This window comes from Paraburkholderia sp. CI2 (assembly GCF_014201055.1).
Taxonomy (GTDB): domain Bacteria; phylum Pseudomonadota; class Gammaproteobacteria; order Burkholderiales; family Burkholderiaceae; genus Paraburkholderia; species Paraburkholderia tuberum.
The window spans coordinates 139,388-157,109 of the sequence record NZ_JACHDL010000019.1 but is presented as its reverse complement, the minus strand read 5'-3'; the positions used below and the strand labels follow the sequence as shown (position 1 = coordinate 157,109).

The 17,722-nt window shown below is 64.0% G+C and carries 13 protein-coding genes and 1 pseudogene; 9 read left to right on the top strand and 5 right to left on the bottom strand.

Features of this window, described 5'->3' with window-relative positions; genetic code table 11:
- Window positions 1–176: 176 nt before the first annotated feature.
- A pseudogene (locus HDG32_RS37075) lies at window positions 177–285 on the top strand (dihydrodipicolinate synthase family protein); the annotation flags it as partial.
- Between the two features lie 204 nt (window positions 286–489).
- On the opposite strand, the gene HDG32_RS24430 reads toward HDG32_RS37075, so the two are convergent.
- From HDG32_RS24430 to HDG32_RS24415, 4 genes are all read right to left on the bottom strand, one after another.
- On the bottom strand, window positions 490–810 hold the full coding sequence (locus HDG32_RS24430) for a type II toxin-antitoxin system PemK/MazF family toxin (RefSeq protein WP_090804212.1): 321 nt from the start codon (window positions 808–810) through the stop codon (window positions 490–492).
- A complete protein-coding gene (locus tag HDG32_RS24425; protein ID WP_090804210.1) occupies window positions 804–1,052 on the bottom strand; it encodes an AbrB/MazE/SpoVT family DNA-binding domain-containing protein in 249 nt (82 codons plus the stop codon). The genes HDG32_RS24430 and HDG32_RS24425 overlap by 7 nt, the downstream gene beginning before the upstream one ends.
- A gap of 244 nt (window positions 1,053–1,296) precedes the next feature.
- A complete protein-coding gene (locus HDG32_RS24420; protein WP_184071323.1) occupies window positions 1,297–1,704 on the bottom strand; it encodes a GFA family protein in 408 nt (135 codons plus the stop codon).
- Window positions 1,705–1,734: 30 nt separating this feature from the next.
- A complete protein-coding gene (locus tag HDG32_RS24415) occupies window positions 1,735–2,019 on the bottom strand; it encodes a hypothetical protein (protein ID WP_090804206.1) in 285 nt (94 codons plus the stop codon).
- 82 nt (window positions 2,020–2,101) lie between these two features.
- On the opposite strand from HDG32_RS24415, the gene imuA reads away from it, so the two are divergent.
- The 8 genes from imuA (at window position 2,102) to HDG32_RS24375 (ending at window position 16,211) form a co-directional block, all read left to right on the top strand.
- Window positions 2,102–2,809: a translesion DNA synthesis-associated protein ImuA gene (imuA, locus tag HDG32_RS24410; RefSeq protein WP_184029676.1), complete on the top strand. Its 708-nt coding sequence runs from the start codon at window positions 2,102–2,104 to the stop codon at window positions 2,807–2,809.
- Window positions 2,739–4,208 carry a DNA polymerase Y family protein gene (locus tag HDG32_RS24405; RefSeq protein ID WP_184071321.1) on the top strand — a complete coding sequence of 490 codons (1,470 nt, stop codon included), beginning with the start codon at window positions 2,739–2,741 and terminating at the stop codon, window positions 4,206–4,208. The genes imuA and HDG32_RS24405 overlap by 71 nt, the downstream gene beginning before the upstream one ends.
- Before the next feature lie 19 nt (window positions 4,209–4,227).
- Window positions 4,228–7,377 carry an error-prone DNA polymerase gene (locus HDG32_RS24400; RefSeq protein ID WP_184071319.1) on the top strand — a complete coding sequence of 1,050 codons (3,150 nt, stop codon included), beginning with the start codon at window positions 4,228–4,230 and terminating at the stop codon, window positions 7,375–7,377.
- 47 nt (window positions 7,378–7,424) lie between these two features.
- Entirely contained in the window at window positions 7,425–8,384 is a 960-nt protein-coding gene (locus HDG32_RS24395; RefSeq protein ID WP_184071318.1) for an SOS response-associated peptidase family protein, read from the top strand.
- 232 nt (window positions 8,385–8,616) lie between these two features.
- Window positions 8,617–11,013, top strand: coding sequence for a phosphoketolase (locus tag HDG32_RS24390; protein ID WP_184071315.1), 2,397 nt, complete (start codon window positions 8,617–8,619; stop codon window positions 11,011–11,013).
- 33 nt (window positions 11,014–11,046) lie between these two features.
- Entirely contained in the window at window positions 11,047–13,542 is a 2,496-nt protein-coding gene (locus tag HDG32_RS24385; RefSeq protein ID WP_184071313.1) for a glycogen/starch/alpha-glucan phosphorylase, read from the top strand.
- A complete protein-coding gene (glgX, locus tag HDG32_RS24380; RefSeq protein ID WP_221307849.1) occupies window positions 13,532–15,628 on the top strand; it encodes a glycogen debranching protein GlgX in 2,097 nt (698 codons plus the stop codon). Before HDG32_RS24385 ends, glgX begins: the two co-directional genes overlap by 11 nt.
- Before the next feature lie 115 nt (window positions 15,629–15,743).
- Entirely contained in the window at window positions 15,744–16,211 is a 468-nt protein-coding gene (locus HDG32_RS24375) for a nuclear transport factor 2 family protein (protein WP_184071311.1), read from the top strand.
- Between the two features lie 39 nt (window positions 16,212–16,250).
- Here the strand turns inward: HDG32_RS24375 and HDG32_RS24370 are convergent, their stop codons facing one another.
- The gene (locus HDG32_RS24370; RefSeq protein ID WP_184071309.1) at window positions 16,251–17,705 is read right to left on the bottom strand and encodes a DUF2252 domain-containing protein; all 1,455 of its coding nucleotides are present in this window, start codon (window positions 17,703–17,705) and stop codon (window positions 16,251–16,253) included.
- Between the last annotated feature and the right edge of the window lie 17 nt (window positions 17,706–17,722).

Genomic DNA, 17,722 nt, shown 5'->3' with positions numbered 1-17,722 from the left:
GGGTGTGGTACAGGGGTCGCGCCGCTACGGGGGCCCGCGCGCCAGGGCGGGGCGGGCGGCGCCGGCACGGGGCGGCATCGCTGAATAACAACCCCGCCCCCGGGGGGGCGGTGGCCGACCCGCCACCGCCACGCCCATCGTCTCGACTCCCGTTTCCCTCTATCCGGAACAACATCATGAAATTCGAAGGCATCTACACCCCTGCTATCACGCCGTTGACCGCGCAAGGGCAAATCGACAAGACGCCCTTTGCCGACGTGCTCGAATCGCTGATCGCGGCCGGCCGGATGAGCGTGTCGATGGGCCGCGAGTACCTCGAGACGGTCTGCCATGCATCGAAGACCAGGACGATGCTCTGCCAGCCGCCACATGCATTCCTTCGATCCAGACGTTCGAGTTGTCGACGTAAAGTAGGTTTGCCATCTTCAATCTGTCCAGATCGGCTACCGGCCGGCGTGCGGAGCGCTTGCGCGCCAAGTACTTTCCCCTTCATTCAGCGAACACTTCCTGCAACGTTCTCAGGGTGTCCATCAAAGTATTCCCGGCAACAAAACCCTCTTTCTTGACCAGCCGCACCTTATCAACGGTGCGAATTTGGTCTAGCAAAATCAATCCTTGCTTTCGCTTGAAAGTCACCGGCACGCGGAAGGGCGCGGGGCGGCCCTTCGAGGTCATCGGGGCGACAATGACCGTGCGAAGGTGATCGTGCAGTTCAGGCGGAGAGACTACGACGCAAGGACGTGTCTTTTGGATTTCGCTACCTAACGTCGGATCGAGAGCAACTAGCCAAACCTCGCCGCGCACTACCACGTTATCTCCGCATCACCTGCGTTGCCGAACTCACCCATCACCAGTGCGTCGTCGCCGGTTTCCGCAACCCGTTTGCTTGCAACGGCCCAGCCTTCGCGCACAGCTTTCTGCGGACGACGAATTACTAGCGCGTCGTTCTCGACTTCCATGTCTACCTCATCCTCTAAACCAAGCTGGGCAAGTATCGGCTTGGGGATCAACACCCCTTGCGAGTTGCCCATTTTGCGAATCGTCGTTTTCATGGCTATACCGTATATACAATGTTATACCCAGCCCAATGCGAGGTAACCACAATGTTATTACATTTTTCGAGGTTTTGAAATGCATCTAGCGCGCGCTCAGTCGTACAACGCGTCAAAGCCCGCTATCGCCTCGCGGCGATCTTTCAAGCCCGAGTTCGCCCAGTTCACGTCCGAACGCCATCAACTGGACGCCCACCAGCCAGACATGCCTCACCATCCGCGCAGAGCGCCCTGACCGGCGCAATCAAAGCTGCCGCGTTTCCGAAGGCGGATTGCCCCAGTCGTTGTGCAGGCCATTCCGATAGGTCACCGGCGCATTCAGCGCTGCGTCGAGATCGAGTTCGTCAATGCACATGATGTTCACGTTGATATACGGATACCCTGTGCCGTTTGGCATATCGATGCGATCGAATACGTGGACCCCGCAGCGTTTGCAGAACGGGTGATGCGCGACCGCATTGTGCCCCTGATATTCGCTGAGCGCGGCTTCATCCGAAAGAAGACGAAAATCTTCCCGGCGAACCTGCACGTGCCAGAATCGCAGCCTGCTGCAGTAGCTGCAATTGCACTTCGACGTGCCCTCGTCGAAATCGATGCGAGCCTCGAACTTCACGAATTGGCAATGGCAACTTCCGAGGTACGTGCGCAACATGGGGTTCTCCGGGGTTGAGGGCCGCTGCCATTATGGACGGCACGACTTCGCGCTGCCAATGCACGAGCCGTCGCAACCCTCGCAGTAATGGCGGTCGCGCACCGCGCGATCCACGCGCCAGACGTTCGCCGCAACCGGCGCCGCCGTCCCCGCCGAGCGTCCGTTTTCCCGCGCATGAAACGTCGGCTCGCCCGCCTTGCCGCGGCGAATCGCTTCATCGATGTCCGGCTCGCCGAACACCGCTTTCAGTTCGGCCACGAACGCCGCGATCTCCGGCATCGGATGCCCGGCTGGCTTGCGCACTCGCATGTCCATGAACCCGCCCCCCAAAAAGTGCCTGTTCGCTATCTCATAAAACCATGTAGGATACTGTATATCCATACAGGTATTTTCGCAAATGACAGCCGCCCTGCCAGCACCGGAAGCCATTCACCCGTCCTTGTGGCGGGCGTCCCAGCTTGGCGCTGGCCGCGGCCGCAGCGTCGATACCGGCTATCCGGCCCTGTCGGCGGAGTTGCCCGGCGGTGGCTGGCCGCTCGGCGCGCTGGTCGATCTGCTCGTGCAGCAGGCCGGCGTCGGCGAACTGCGGCTGTTGCAGCCGGCGCTCAGCGCCGTCGGCGAGCGTCCGCTCGTCTTCGTGCAACCGCCGCATACGCCGGACGGCCTCGGGCTCAACTACATCGGCCTGTCGCTGCAGCAGGTGCTGCGGATCAATGCGCCGAAAACCGCCGACGCGCTGTGGTCCGCCGAGCAGATCCTGCGCGCCGGCAGTTGCGGCGCGCTGATCTTCTGGGCGCAGTACGCGCAGGCGTCGTCGCTGCGCCGTTTGCATCTGGCCGCGCAGTCGTCGGAGACGCTTTTCATCATGGTGCGGCCGCTCGCCACCGCGCAGGAGGCATCCCCCGCGCTGCTGCGGCTCGCGCTCAGGCCATCGGCCGAAGGCCTGACCATCGACATCGTGAAACGACGAGGGCCCGCTCGCGCAGAGCCCCTGTCGATTCCCCTTCAACCCACTCCCGTTCTGCTTTCCCGACATGCGCGTCTTTCTCGCCGTTCATCTGCCAAAGTTGCCGCTCGAGGTCTTCAGACCGAAGTGGTCGCCTGAGCCCGCGCATGGCTGCGCGGTGCTGGAGAAAGACAAGGTGGTCATGGCCGACCCCGCCGCGCGCTCGGCAGGCGTGCGTCCGGGCATGAAGCGCGGCGGCGTGCTGACGCTGTCGCCGCAGACCGAGATGTATGAGCGCGATAGCGGCCGCGAAACGGCGGCCCATCGCGAGGTGGGTATCGCGCTGATGCGCTTCTCGCCCGAAGTCGCGCTGCTCGATGAGGCGACGGTCGTCGTCGAGATCGGCGCGAGTTTGCGGCTCTTCGGCGGCCTGCTCGCGCTGTGCCGCGATACGAAAGCCATCCTCGACGCGCTCGGCTTCACCGCGCGCATCAGTGCCGCGCCGACCGGCCAGGGCGCGTGGCTGCTCGCGAAGTTCGGCAACCGGCGCGTGCTGAAGCTCGCGTCGCTCGACCAGCGCCTGTCCGCCCTGCCGATGCTCGCCGTGCCCGAAGTCCGCCCGTTCGCCGACTGGTTCACGGGCCTCGGTTGCGAGCGCATCGCCGATCTGCGCCGCCTGCCCCGCGCCGGCTTGCAGCGCCGCTGCGGCGAACATCTGCTCGACTCGCTCGACCGCGCGTTCGGGACCGCGCCCGAACTGTTCGACTGGCTCGAACTACCGCCCACGTTCTCGGCGCGCATCGAGATGCCGGACCGGCTCGAACACGCGGATGGCGCGGTGTTCGGCGCGCAGCGCCTGATCGTGCAACTGTGCGGATGGCTGTGCGCAAAACAGCTCGCGCTCACCGGCATTCGCCTGTCGCTCGAACACGAGCGCGGACGCGCTGCGATCGAGCCGACCACGATCGACGTCGCACTCGGCGAGCCGACCTGGCGCGAAGAACATCTGATGCGCCTGCTCAAGGAGCGGCTGCATCGTATCGAGCTCGCCGCGCCCGTGATCGCGTTGCGGCTCGACGCGTCGAACGTCGAGTCGGCCGCGCCCGCGTCCGACACGCTGTTTCCCGAACCGGGCGGCTCGCAGGAGGATCACGCGCGGCTGCTCGAACTGCTGGTCGCGCGGCTCGGCGAAGAGAACGTGCTGAAACCCGCGCCGAGCGCCGATCATCGTCCGGAGATCGCGAACCGCTGGCTGCCGGTGTCGCAGCCGGTCAAGCCCGGCCCGCTGCCGCAGAATCTGCCCCGCCCGACGTGGATGCTCGATACGCCCGTGCGTCTGCTGATGCGCCAGCACCGCCCGTTCTATGGCTCGCCGTTGCGCATGGTGTCGCCGGGCGAGCGCATCGAGAGCGGCTGGTTCGACGGCGAGCTCGTCACGCGCGACTACTTCGTCGCGCAGGCGGACGACCAGAGCTGCTACTGGATCTACCGCGAGCGCGTGAGCAGCCGCGACGCGGAAGAAGAGCAACGCTGGTTCCTGCATGGCCTGTTCGGCTGATAGGCGCGGATGAGCGGCCATGGACACCACCTTCACGATGCTGCCGGCGTATGCCGAGCTGTTCTGCTTTTCCAACTTCACGTTTCTGCGGGGCGCGTCGCACGCTGAGGAACTGGCCGAGCGTGCCGCGCAACTCGGCTACTCCGCGCTCGCGATCACCGACGAATGCTCGCTCGCGGGAGTCGTGCGCGCGCATGTCGCGGCGAAAGAAGCGAAGCTGCCGTTCATCGTCGGTTCGTATTTCCGGCTCGTCAACGCCGATGGTTCGCCGGCGTTCGGGCTGATCCTGCTCGCCCGCAACCGCAACGGCTACGGCAATCTGTCCGAGCTGATCACGCTGGCGCGCATGCGCGCGCCCAAGGGCGAATACCGGCTTACGCCGCAGGATCTGTCGCGGCCGGAGAAGGAGTATCGCCACCTGCTCGGCATGCCCGACTGCCTCGCGATTCTCGTGCCGGATTTCCCGGCCAGCGAAGACGCGCTCGATGCGCAGGTCGAATGGCTCGACGAAACGTTCACGGGCCGCGCATGGGTCGGCCTCGTGCTCCATCAACGCGCGATGGACGACCTGCATCGCGGCGCGGTCGAGTTCGTCGCGCGCAGCCGCGACGTGCCCGTCGTCGCGCTCGGCGAAGTCGTGATGCACGTGCGCTCGCGCAAGCCGCTGCAGGACACGATGACCGCGATCCGGGTCGGCAAACCGGTCCATCAGTGCGGCTATGATCTGGCGCCGAACGCCGAGCAGCATCTGCGCTCGAGGTTGCGGCTCGCCAACCTGTACCCGCAAGACGCGCTGGCCGCGACGGTCGACATCATGAGCCGCTGCACGTTTTCGCTCGACGAGCTGCGCTACGAGTATCCCGACGAGCTGGTGCCGGCCGGCCATACGCCGGCCTCGTATCTTCGTCAGGAAACCTATGTCGGCGCGCAGCGGCGTTTTCCCGCGGGGATTGCGCATCACGTGCAGCAGCAGATCGAGCACGAACTCGAACTGATCGCGGACCTGCAGTACGAGCCGTATTTCCTGACCGTCTACGACATCGTCCGCTTCGCGCGCAGCCAGCACATTCTGTGTCAGGGGCGCGGGTCGGCCGCGAACTCGGCGGTCTGCTACTGCCTCGGCGTGACCGAGGTGGACCCCGCGCGCGGCAACATGCTGTTCGAGCGCTTCATCAGCAAGGAGCGCGGCGAGCCGCCCGATATCGACGTCGACTTCGAGCACCAGCGACGCGAAGAAGTGATCCAGTACATCTATCGCAAGTACGGCCGCGACCGGGCGGCGATCGCAGCGGCGGTGTCGACCTATCGTCCGCGTGGTGCGCTGCGGGAAACGGGCAAGGCACTCGGCGTCGATCCGCAGATCGTCGACGCGGTCGCGAAGTCGCATCACTGGTTCGATACCAGTCGGGATCTGCTCGCGCGTTTCGCGGAATCCGGCCTCGATCCGAACCAGCCCCTGATTCAGGCCTGGGCGAAGCTCGCCTCGCAACTGCTGAATTTTCCGCGCCACCTGTCGCAGCATTCGGGCGGCTTCGTGATCAGCCGCGGCAAGCTCACCCGGCTCGTGCCGGTGGAAAACGCGGCGATGGCCGACCGCTCGGTGATCGAGTGGGACAAGGACGACCTCGAATCATTGGGCTTGCTGAAGGTCGACGTGCTCGCGCTCGGCATGCTGTCGGCGATCCGGCGCACGCTCGACCTCGTTTCGGAACAGCGCGGAGAACGCTTCGACATGCAGGACATCCCCGCCGAGGATGAGGCGACCTACGCGATGATTTCGGCCGCCGATACGGTCGGCGTGTTCCAGATCGAATCGCGCGCGCAGATGAGCATGCTGCCGCGCATGCGGCCAGAGAAGTTCTACGACCTCGTCATCGAAGTCGCGATCGTGCGGCCCGGTCCGATTCAGGGCGGCGCCGTGCATCCCTATCTGCAGCGCCGTCAGGGCTTCGAGCCCGTGACCTATCCGAGCGACGCGTTGAAGACCGCGCTGGGCCGCACACTCGGCGTGCCGATCTTCCAGGAGCAGGTGATGCAGGTGGCGATTCTCGCGGCCGGCTTCACCGCCGGCGAAGCCGACCAGCTGCGACGCGCGATGGCCGCGTGGAAACGCAAGGGCGGACTCGAAAAATACTATGACCGCATCGTGCTCGGCATGCAGGAGCGCGGCTACGACCAGGCCTTCGCCGAGGCGATCTTCGAGCAGATCAAGGGCTTCGGCGAATATGGCTTCCCCGAAAGTCACGCGGCCAGTTTCGCGCTGCTGGTCTATGCGAGCAGCTGGCTCAAGCGTCACGAACCCGAAGCCTTTCTCGCTGCGATGCTGAACAGCCAGCCGATGGGCTTCTATTCGCCGTCGCAACTGGTTCAGGATGCGCAGCGGCACGGCGTCACGGTGTTGCCGGTCGATGTGACGATCAGCGGTTGGGACTCCTCGCTCGAACACCGTGCGGGGGCGACGCGCCCCGCCGTGCGTCTCGGTCTTTCGCTGCTGCGCGGCATGAAGGACGGCGCCGCCGAACGGATCGAGAACGCGCGCGCGGTTCGCCCGTTCGCGAGCGTCAACGATCTCGCGCGCCGCGCGCAGCTCGACCGCAAAGACCTGCATGCGCTCGCGGATGCGAATGCGTTGGCAGCGCTCGCGGGAAACCGCCGCGAAGCGCTGTGGCAGTCGGTCGTCGCGGTGCCGGACAAGGATATGCTCGCGGCCGCGGCGACTCAGGACGAAACGCCCGAACTAGGCGCACCGAGCGAAGCGAACGACATCGTCGCCGACTACCGTTCGCTCGGCCTGACGCTCAACCGCCATCCGCTGGAACTGCTCCGGCCGCAGTTGCTCGCGAACCGGCTGATGCCGGCCTCGACGCTGCGGACCTATCGCGACGGCCGCCTCGCGCGCGGCTGCGGACTGGTGACGGTGCGTCAGCGTCCCGGCACGGCCAAGGGCGTCGTGTTCGTCACGCTCGAAGACGAGACGGGCAACGTCAATGTGATCATCTGGCCGAGTCTGCTCGAAAAACAGCGCAAAGAAGCGTTGGGCGCCGCGCTGCTCGCCGTATACGGCACATGGCAGTGTCAGGGAGAAGTACGACACCTCGTCGCGCAGCGGCTGGTCGACATGTCTCATCTGCTGGGCGAGTTGCAGACGACGAGCAGAGACTTCTGCTGACGCGAGCGCGCAAATGCGTATCATCGGAACAGCAAACGGAGGCATCCATGTGCTATTCGGCTCAGATTCTGGCGGACTACCGGCGCTACGTCCGCATGTTCGGCGCGCACATGAGCATCGAGGAATTCGCGCGTCTTTTCTTCGAACGCGCAGAGGACGGTCAGGCCAGGATTCCCAAAGCGATGGAAGACGCCTTCTCGGAACCGCAGTCCGACGCGGAACGGGAAGTCTGGGCGCTGATCGAGCGCTTCAGATCGCAGCAGACCGTGAAGCTCGAACAGGAACTGTTCAAACAGCGCACCCGCTTCGCCGATGCCGAGCGCTCTTTGCAGACCAAAGCCACCAAGGCGGCGACCGAGAGCAAACGGATCGCGAAAGACAAGATCGACCGCACGCTCGAGCGACTCGACGACCTCGGCCGAACCGCTCCCCAAGCAGGCGACTCGCGCATCTTTCCCGGCTACTACGCGCCGGTGATGGTGACGGAGAACGGCCAGCGCGTCGTCAAACCGATGCGCTATCAGTGCCGCCTGGCCGGCAAGCCCGCCTCGTACGACACCCGCTATCCCGGCACGTACAACGCTCGTCGGGACAGTCTCGAAAGTTTCTGGAAAGCGCTATTCGGCTATTCGCATGGACTCATGCTGGCCAGTTCTTTCTATGAGAACGTCTCGCGCGCGCGAATGGAAGGCCGTGAACCGGCGCCCGGCGAGAAAGATGAAAATGTCCGGCTCGAGTTCCGGCCCAATCCGCCGCACGACATGCTGGTCGCATGCTTATGGTCCCGCTGGAGCGGCAAAGGCGAGCCCGATCTATTGTCCTTCGCGGCCATCACCGATGATCCGCCACCCGAGGTGGCCGCTGCCGGCCATGATCGCTGCATCATTCCGATCAAGCCTGAGCATATCGACGCGTGGTTGAATCCCGATCCGCGCGATCTGGCGGCGTTGTACGCGATTCTCGATGATCGGGACCGGCCGTTCTACGAGCATCGGATCGCGGCCTGAACACAAGACGCGGTTTCGCAGGCCGCGCGAGACGGTGTCGGATCATCCTTGCAATCTTCACGCAGTAACATATTCTGCGTTATGGATGTTCATCGGCTGGCGAAGAATACCCGGTTGTAGAGGTCCGCCAACAGGCGCGATTCGGACCCCATCAATCATCGAAGCGCCTGCGCAGCGGGCCCGACACGATCCACACCCTCGGGTTGCGGCTGCAAGCACAGGAGACGTCGGTATGGGCAAACATCCCGCGGCGGACGCTTCGCAGCAGACCGCGCTCGGCAGCGACGAACTTCAGCTGATCGATGCGTGGTGGCGCGCATGCAATTACCTTTCGGTCGGCATGATCTATCTGCTGGACAACCCGCTGCTGCGGGAGCCGCTGAAAGTCGAACACGTCAAGTATCGCCTGCTCGGACACTGGGGCGCGAGCCCGGCGTTATCGTTCGTCTGGGCGCATCTGAACCGCGTGATCAAACGCGACGATCTCGACGTCGTCTTCATGGCCGGTCCCGGACACGGCGCACCGGGCGTGCTCGGCCCCACCTATCTGGAAGGCACCTACTCGGAGATCTATCCGGACAAGAGTGCGGATGCCGAGGGCATGCAGAAGTTCTTCAAGCAGTTCTCTTTTCCCGGCCATATCGGTTCGCATGTGACGCCGGAGACGCCCGGGTCCATCCATGAGGGCGGCGAGCTTGGCTACAGCCTGTCGCATGCGTATGGCGCCGTGCTCGACAACCCGGACCTCATCGTGGCCTGCGTGGTCGGCGATGGAGAAGCGGAGACCGGGCCGCTCGCCACCGCGTGGCATTCGAATAAATTCATCAACCCGGCCCGCGACGGCACCGTGCTGCCGATCCTGAATCTGAACGGCTACAAGATCGCCAATCCGACCATCCTGTCGCGCATCAGCAGCAGAGAACTGGAAGCGCTCTTTGTCGGCTACGGCTACACCCCGCATTTCGTCGAAGGATCGGATCACGCGGAAATGCATCGGAAGATGGCGCACACGCTCGATACCGTGCTCGGCGAAATTCGCGCAATTCATCAGCAGGCACGCGCGAACGGCAATCTCGAGCGGCCGCTCTGGCCGATGATCGTGCTGCGCACGCCCAAGGGCTGGACCGGACCGAAGCAGATCAACGGGCACAAGGTCGAAGGCTCGTGGCGCTCGCATCAGGTGCCTTTTTCCGATGTGCGCAACAACTCCGCGAATCTCGAAGTGCTCGAAGAATGGATGCGCAGCTACCGGCCCGCCGAACTTTTCGATGCCGAGGGCCGGCTGATCCCCGAACTCAAGGCGCTGTCGCCCCAAGGCCCGCGGCGCATGAGCGCCAATCCGCACGCGAACGGCGGCGTGCTGCGCCGCGAACTGAAGCTGCCCGACATCCGCGCGTACGCGGTGGATGTGCAGCACGCAGGCAAGGTGCTGCAGGAGAACACGCGGCCACTCGGCGAATTTCTGCGCGACACGATGCGCGCGAACATGAACACCTTCCGCGTGTTCGGCCCGGACGAAACGGCCTCGAACCGTCTGCAGTCGATCTACGAGGTCAGCAAGAAGGTGTGGATGGCCGAGATGCTCCCCGAGGACGAGGACGGCGGCGAACTAGCGCGCGACGGCCGCGTGATGGAGATGCTGTCCGAACATACGCTGATGGGATGGCTCGAAGGCTATCTGCTGACGGGACGCCACGGCTTCTTCCATACCTATGAAGCGTTTGCGCACGTGGTGGATTCGATGTTCAACCAGCATGCGAAGTGGCTCGACATCAGCCGCAATCACGTGCCATGGCGCGCGTGGGTATCGGCGGAAAACATTCTGCTGTCGTCGACCGTGTGGCGGCAGGATCACAACGGCTTTTCGCATCAGGACCCCGGCTTCATCGATCTCGTCACCAACAAGAGCCCCTCGGTCACGCGCGTCTATCTTCCGCCCGACGCGAACACGCTGCTGGTGGTCGCCGACCACTGTCTGCGCACCACCGACTGCATCAACGTGATCGTCGCCGACAAGCAGAAACACCTGCAATTCACCACCATCGACGAAGCCGTCGTGCACTGCGCCAAAGGCATCGGCGTGTGGCGGCGCGCGAGCAACGACGAGGACGCCGAACCGGACGTGGTGATGGCCTCGTGCGGCGACGTCGCCACTCAGGAAGCGCTGGCGGCGACGGCGATCCTGCGCGAACGTCTGCCCGAACTGAAGCTGCGTTTCGTCAACGTGGTCGACCTGTTCAGGATGCAGCCGGCGAGCGAGCACCCGCACGGCTCGACCGAACGCGAATTCGACAGCCTGTTTACGACCAATAAGCCGGTGATCTTCAATTTCCACGGTTACCCGTGGCTGATCCACAAGCTCGCTTATCGCTTTCGCAATCACGAGAATCTGCACGTGCGGGGCTACAAGGAGAAAGGCAACATCAACACGCCGCTCGAACTGGCGATTCTCAATCAGGTGGACCGCTTCAATCTGGTGATCGACGTGCTCGACCGCGTGCCGCGCTTGCAGGGCAGATCCGCGCATCTCAGGGAAGACATGAGGAACGCGATCGTCAGCAACCTGAACTATGCGCATACGCATGGCACGGACCGCGCCGAGATCGTCGACTGGGTCTGGCCCTTCTGAACGTCACGCGCAGCATGCACCGAGGAAAGCATCATGGCCGACGCTCCCACCACGACCTCGCAGCAAAGCGCGGATGCAGCGCGCACCGGCCTGAGCGCCGCCGCGCTCCAACGCGGCGTGCTCGACAATCTGCTGTGCCTGCGGGGCCGCTATCCGGCGATCGCTTCCCCGCATGACTGGTACATGGCGCTCGCGTATAGCGTGCGCGACCGGCTGCTGGCCCGCTGGGCAACCTCCGTACAGACCTACGCCGGAAGCGATGCGCGGGTCGCCTGCTACCTGTCCGCCGAGTTCCTGATCGGCCCGCAACTCGGCAACAACCTCGTCAATCTCGGCATCGAGGCCAACGCACGCGAAGCGCTGCGCGCGCTCGGCGTCGACCTCGATATGCTGCTCGAACTCGAGGAAGAGCCGGGGCTCGGCAATGGCGGACTTGGCCGCCTCGCGGCCTGCTATCTGGATTCGCTCGCAAGTTTGGAAATACCGGCCATCGGCTATGGCATCCGCTACGAGTTCGGCATCTTCGACCAGCAGATTCGCGACGGCTGGCAGGTCGAAACCACCGACAAGTGGCTGCAAAAGGGCAATCCATGGGAGATCGTGCGCCCGGAGGTTGCGTACTACGTGGGGTTCGGCGGCAGCACCCACGACGAAACCGATGCACGCGGGCACCTGTGCGTGCGCTGGACACCCACACGGCAGGTCAAGGGCGTGGCTTGCGACACGCCGATGCCCGGCTATCACGTCAACACGTGCAACACCTTGCGGCTGTGGAAGAGCGAGGCGGTCGAGTCGTTCGACCTGCAGGACTTCAATGCCGGCGACTATTACGAGGCGGTCAACGAAAAGGTCATCTCCGAGACGCTGTCGAAGGTGCTGTATCCGAACGACGAGCCCGAGATCGGCAAGCGCCTGCGTCTCGCGCAGCAATACTTCTTCGTGTCGTGCTCGCTGCAGGACATGCTGCGCCTGCTCGAAATCAAGGGCGAACCGGTCGGACACTTCGCGCAGTTGTTCAACGTGCAGTTGAACGACACGCACCCGTCGATCGCCGTCGCCGAGCTGATGCGTCTCCTCGTGGACGACAGGCAGGTGCCGTGGGACGAGGCCTGGGACATCACGCGGCGCGCGCTCGCGTACACCAATCACACCCTGCTGCCCGAAGCGCTCGAAACCTGGGGGCTGCCGCTGATGCGCAACCTGCTGCCGCGCCTGCTCGAAATCATCTACGAGATCAACCGCCGCTTCCTCGACGAGGTCCGGCAGCGCTATCCGGGCGACGACGCGCGCATCGAACGCATGTCGCTGATCGACGAGCGCGGTGACAAGCTCGTGCGCATGGCGCATCTGGCGACGGTCGGCAGCCACGCGGTCAACGGCGTCGCCGAACTGCATTCCGGGCTGCTCAGGCAGACCGTGCTGCGGGACTTCGCCGAATTGTGGCCCGAGCGTTTTCACAACATCACGAACGGCGTCACGCCGCGCCGTTTCATGCTGCTTTGCAATCCGGCGCTCGCGCGGCTAATCGACGAGACCATCGGCGCCGGCTGGGTCACTGATCTCGCGCGACTGCGCAAGCTCGAAGCCTATGCCGACGACACCGCGTTTCAGCAGCATTGGCGTAGCGTGAAGCAGTCGAACAAGACCGTGCTCGCCGAGCATATCCGGGGCGTCACGGGCATCGGCGTCGACACCGCCGCGCTGTTCGACGTACAGGTCAAGCGCATCCACGAATACAAGCGGCAACATCTGAACGCGTTGCTGATCATCACGCTGTACCGGCGCCTGCTGCGTGATCCGCAGCTCGCGCTGACACCGCGCTGTTTCGTATTCGGCGGCAAGGCGGCGCCCGGCTACGCGACGGCCAAGCTGATCATCCGTTTGATCAACGGCATCGCCGAAGTCGTGAATGACGACCCTGTGGTGAACGGGCGGCTGAAAGTCGTGTTCTATCCGGACTTCAATGTGAAGAACGCGCACTTCATCTACCCTGCCGCCGACCTGTCCGAGCAGATTTCGACGGCCGGCAAGGAAGCATCGGGCACCGGCAACATGAAGTTCATGATGAACGGCGCGTTGACGATCGGCACGCTCGACGGCGCCAACGTCGAAATCCGCGAAGAGGTCGGCGACGAAAACTTCTTCCTGTTCGGCCTGAGCGCCGACGAAGTGGAACGTGTGAAGCGCGCGGGTTATCGCCCCGCGGACTATGTGAAGGACGACGCGGAACTGAGCGAAGTGCTGCAACTGATCGCCGACGGTCATTTCTCGCGAGGAGACCGCGAGATGTTCCGCCCGCTGATCGACAATCTGACGCACGCGGACCCGTTTCTCGTGCTCGCCGACTATGCCGCCTACGTGGCGCGTCAGGACGACGTGAGCGCCGCCTGGCAGGACACGCGGCGCTGGACCCGGATGTCGATCCTGAACACCGCGCGCTCGGGCAAGTTCTCTTCCGACCGCGCCATCGGCGAATACTGCGACAAGATCTGGAAGATCCGCCCGATGAGGATCACCCTTGATCAATGACCCTGAAACGGGATCGGTGCGTGCTCATGCGGTTCGCTCCGGGTCGCGGTTTCCCGTGGGCGCGTCGGCGGTGCCCGGCGGCATCAATTTCTGCATCTTCTGCCGTCACGCGACGCGCGTCGAGCTGTTGCTGTACGACGCGGCTGACAGCCCCGAGCCGTTCCAGATCATCACGCTCGCCGCCGGTTGCAACCGCACCTTCTACTACTGGCATGTGATGGTCGAAGCGCTGCCGTTCGGCACCTGCTACACGTGGCGGGTGGACGGTCCGCGCGATACGCGCGCTAGCGGCTACGCGTTCGACCCCGACCGCGAACTCCTCGACCCGTATGCCCGCGCGATTAGCGACGTGCTGTGGACGCGGCCTGCGCTCGGCCAGCCGAATCCCAACGGGCACAAAACCCACCGCGCGATCGTGACGGAACCCCTGCCCTCGTCCCCTGGGCGTATCTCGCGCGGACTCGACGACGCGATCATCTACGAGCTGCATGTCGGCGGCTTTACGCGTGATCCGTCGAGCGGCGTGCAGCATCCCGGTACCTTCGCCGGCCTGATCGAAAAGATTCCGTACCTGACGCAGCTCGGCGTGACCCACGTCGAGCTGCTGCCGGTGATGGCCTTCGACGAACAGGACGTTCCGCCCGCCACGGCGGCCCTCGGCCTGAGCAACTACTGGGGTTACAGCACGCATAGCTATTACAGCCCGCATCCTCGCTACTGCCGCGATCCCGCGCGCGCGCCCCAGGAGTTTCGCGCGCTGACCGACGCCATGCACGCCGCGGGCCTCGCCGTGCTGCTCGACGTCGTGTTCAACCATACGGCCGAAGCGGGCGAGACGGGCCCCGTCATCAACTTCAAGGGCCTCGTCAACGATATCTTCTACCACCTCGACGCGGCCGACCGGCGCCGCTACCGGGACTACACCGGCTGCGGCAACACGATCAATTGCAACCATCCACTGGTGACGACGTTCATCGTGCGCTGCCTCGAATACTGGGTGGAAGAACTCGGCGTCGATGGCTTCCGGTTCGATCTGGCGAGTATCTTCGCGCGCGACCAGCGCGGCGAGCTGATGGTCGATCCACCGCTGCCCTGGGCGATCGAGTCTTCGCGTGTGCTGTCGCGCGTGCCATTGATCGCGGAGGCGTGGGACGCCGCCGGCATGTATCAGGTCGGCGCCTTTCCCGGCATGGCATGGGCCGAGTGGAACGGCCGCTATCGGGACGTGATTCGCCGTTTCGTGCGCGGCGACCCGGGGCTCATCGGGGCGGTCGCGACCTGCATCGCGGGCAGCTCGGACCTCTATGCGGACGACGGCAGGCTGCCCAACAACAGCGTCAACTTCGTGACGTGCCACGACGGCTTCACGCTGATCGATCTCGTCAGCTACGAATCGAAGCACAACGAAGCCAACGGCGACGAGAATCGCGACGGCAGCTCCGACAACCTGTCGTGGAACTGTGGCGCCGAGGGCGGGACCGGCGACGCCGGGATTCTCGGTCTGCGAGATCGCCAGGCGCGCAACGTGATGGCCATCCTGTTCCTGAGTCTGGGTGTGCCGATGATGCTTGCCGGCGACGAGGTGCTGCGCAGCCAGCGCGGCAATAACAACGCCTATTGTCAGGACAACACCCTCAGCTGGTTCGACTGGACACCCACTGAAGCCGGCTCGGCCATGTCGCGCTTCGTGCGCGAGCTGATTGCGCTGCGCAAGCGCCACGCAAGTTTGCGGCGGCGGTATTTCCTGACCGGCCGGCCCTCGCCGGGGCAGACTCGGCCGGATGCGGCGTGGCACGGCGAGCGCCCGAACGAGCCGGGCTGGCACGATCCAGGCGCGCGGCTTCTCGCTGTCACGCTGGGCGGAGAAGAGCCGGGCGAGCCGGCACTGCACGCGGTGTTCAACATGGACGATTGCGCCCGCACGGTCCAGTTGCCCGCGTCCGACGGGCGGCACTGGCGGCGTATCGTCGATACCGCGCGCGACAGTCCGCAGGACATCGTGCAAGCGGCGCAACAGGGCGCTGTCGAAAGCGATCAGTCGCGCGTGGAGGCGCGCAGTGTCGTGGTTCTGGAAGAAGCGAGCTGAACCGACGCAAATAACCCGGGTTCTTGTCCTCTAATGTCGATGCTGTGGCGGATATGCCGTGCGCAGTTTCGATTTACTGGCGGGACAACCACCGGCAACGATCGCGGAGGGCATCATGAGAATTAGCGTAGACGGGCCGTCCGTCGTCTTTGCGATGGTTGCGGTCGTGGCCCATGGCAACGCATTCGCGAGGTCCGAAGCCTGCCATCCCACCTCCGAAAAGCAGATTTCCGCACTGTTCGATCGCTGGAACGACTCGCTGAAAACCGGCGACCCGCAGAAGGTCGTGGCGAACTACGCGCCGAACTCGATCCTGCTGCCGACCGTCTCGAACAAGCCGCGTTTGACCGCCGACGAAAAGCTCGACTATTTCAAACGCTTCCTCGAAAACAAACCGGTCGGCACGATCGACTTCCGCGACATCATGATCGAATGCAACACGGCGATCGACTCGGGGCTCTACACCTTCAAGTTCGCGGACGGCTCGGTCGTCAAGGCGCGCTATACGTTCACCTACGCGTGGAATGGACACAAGTGGCTGATTACCAGCCATCACTCGTCCAAAATGCCGGAAGGCAATTAGCCGATGTGGTTTAGAAAAAGTCAGGCTGGGACTTGAACCTCATTCACGAATGACCTGAATACGTCCAGCCTTGACTGCCGCTTTCAATACCGTCCAGTCCGCCTCATTCTGTTCCGCGTAAGCGAGCGCGAATTGCACGACGGCTTCGTCGAATACCTCCGACTTGCCGACATATCCGCTGAGCAACGCAGGGTCGCCAGCTTTCGCCATCGAATGGGCCAGCGCGTGAGCGCAGGACACCGCGTATTCGCCGAGATCTTCGACGTCGAACGTGGTGAAGTCGAACGCACCCTTCATGTCGCGCAATTGCCGCACATAGAAGTCGTTGCCGGTGTGATGCATCTTCGACCAGCCGAGAAAAATGTCGCTGGCCGACTGCAGCAGACGCTGCCCGTTCACCACACGCTGGCCGTGATTGGCATAGCGGCTCGGCGCCAGATACCCCTCCAGCGCGGAAGCCCGTGCCTCCTTGAGTTGCAGGAACAGCGGGCACTCTCCGTCGGCCATGAAGAGCGCCTCGTAGCAACGCGTTCCCACCGACCCGATGCCCACGACGCGAATGGCGACATCCACCAGTTCATAGCGATCGAACAGTGCGCGCCTGTCATCGGGAAGCGTTAACCGGTAGTCGGCGAAGAAGCGCCGTACCAACGCCTGGTACTGTTTCTGGTCGTGCGGGTTCTCGAGCGGGACGTGGTACACGAGCGGCGGTGCGTCCTTGATGCGCAGCTTGCCGTTAACAAGCTCGGTTGCGCGAGTCATCACGGAACGTGACGACTGCTGCCTCGCCTTTTCGATAACCGCCAGTTCTTTCCTTCTCTCCTCCACCGAATCGGCAATCGCCAGCATGCTCGCCGCCTTGAACTGGCAATACCAGACGTCGAGCGTGTCCATGCCGCTCAATCCGGCGAGCCGTTGCCGAAAGGTCTCGCAGAGCCGGCGCACCACGGCGCGCTGGTCGCGAATCGCAAAGCCGCGTTCGCGCGCGGCTATCACGAACGAGGCAGCGAGCCTGCGCACGTCCCAGTCAAACGGGCCCGGCAGGGTTTCGTCGAAGTCGTTGGGTCCGAAAAGAATGCGCCGTTCCGGACTCGCGAACAGCCCAAAATTGGCCAGATGCGCGTCGCCGCCCAGCTGCACGGTCACGTTGGAATGCGGCAGCTTCGACAGGTCGTGTGCCATCAGCGGCGCGGCACCCCGATAGAACGCGAACGGACTCGCGACCATCCGCCCGTAGCGGATCGGTATCAGCTCCGGCACCCGGCCCACGTTGGACGCATCGAGCAGAGCAACAGGATCGCGATCGTCGATCTTGCAGGTCCCCAGCTCCGCGCGCGGCGCCTTTTTGCGCGCCGCCTTGCCCTGCTCGACGCGCGCGGCCAGCGAGCCACGCCCCGCGAACAGCGTGGACGGATCTTCCTGGGCCGCCAGCGTCCTCGGATCAGCCTGATCCGTGGCGGGTTCCATGGACTTTGCAGCAGCGGAATCGGACACGCGTCACTCCTTTTTCG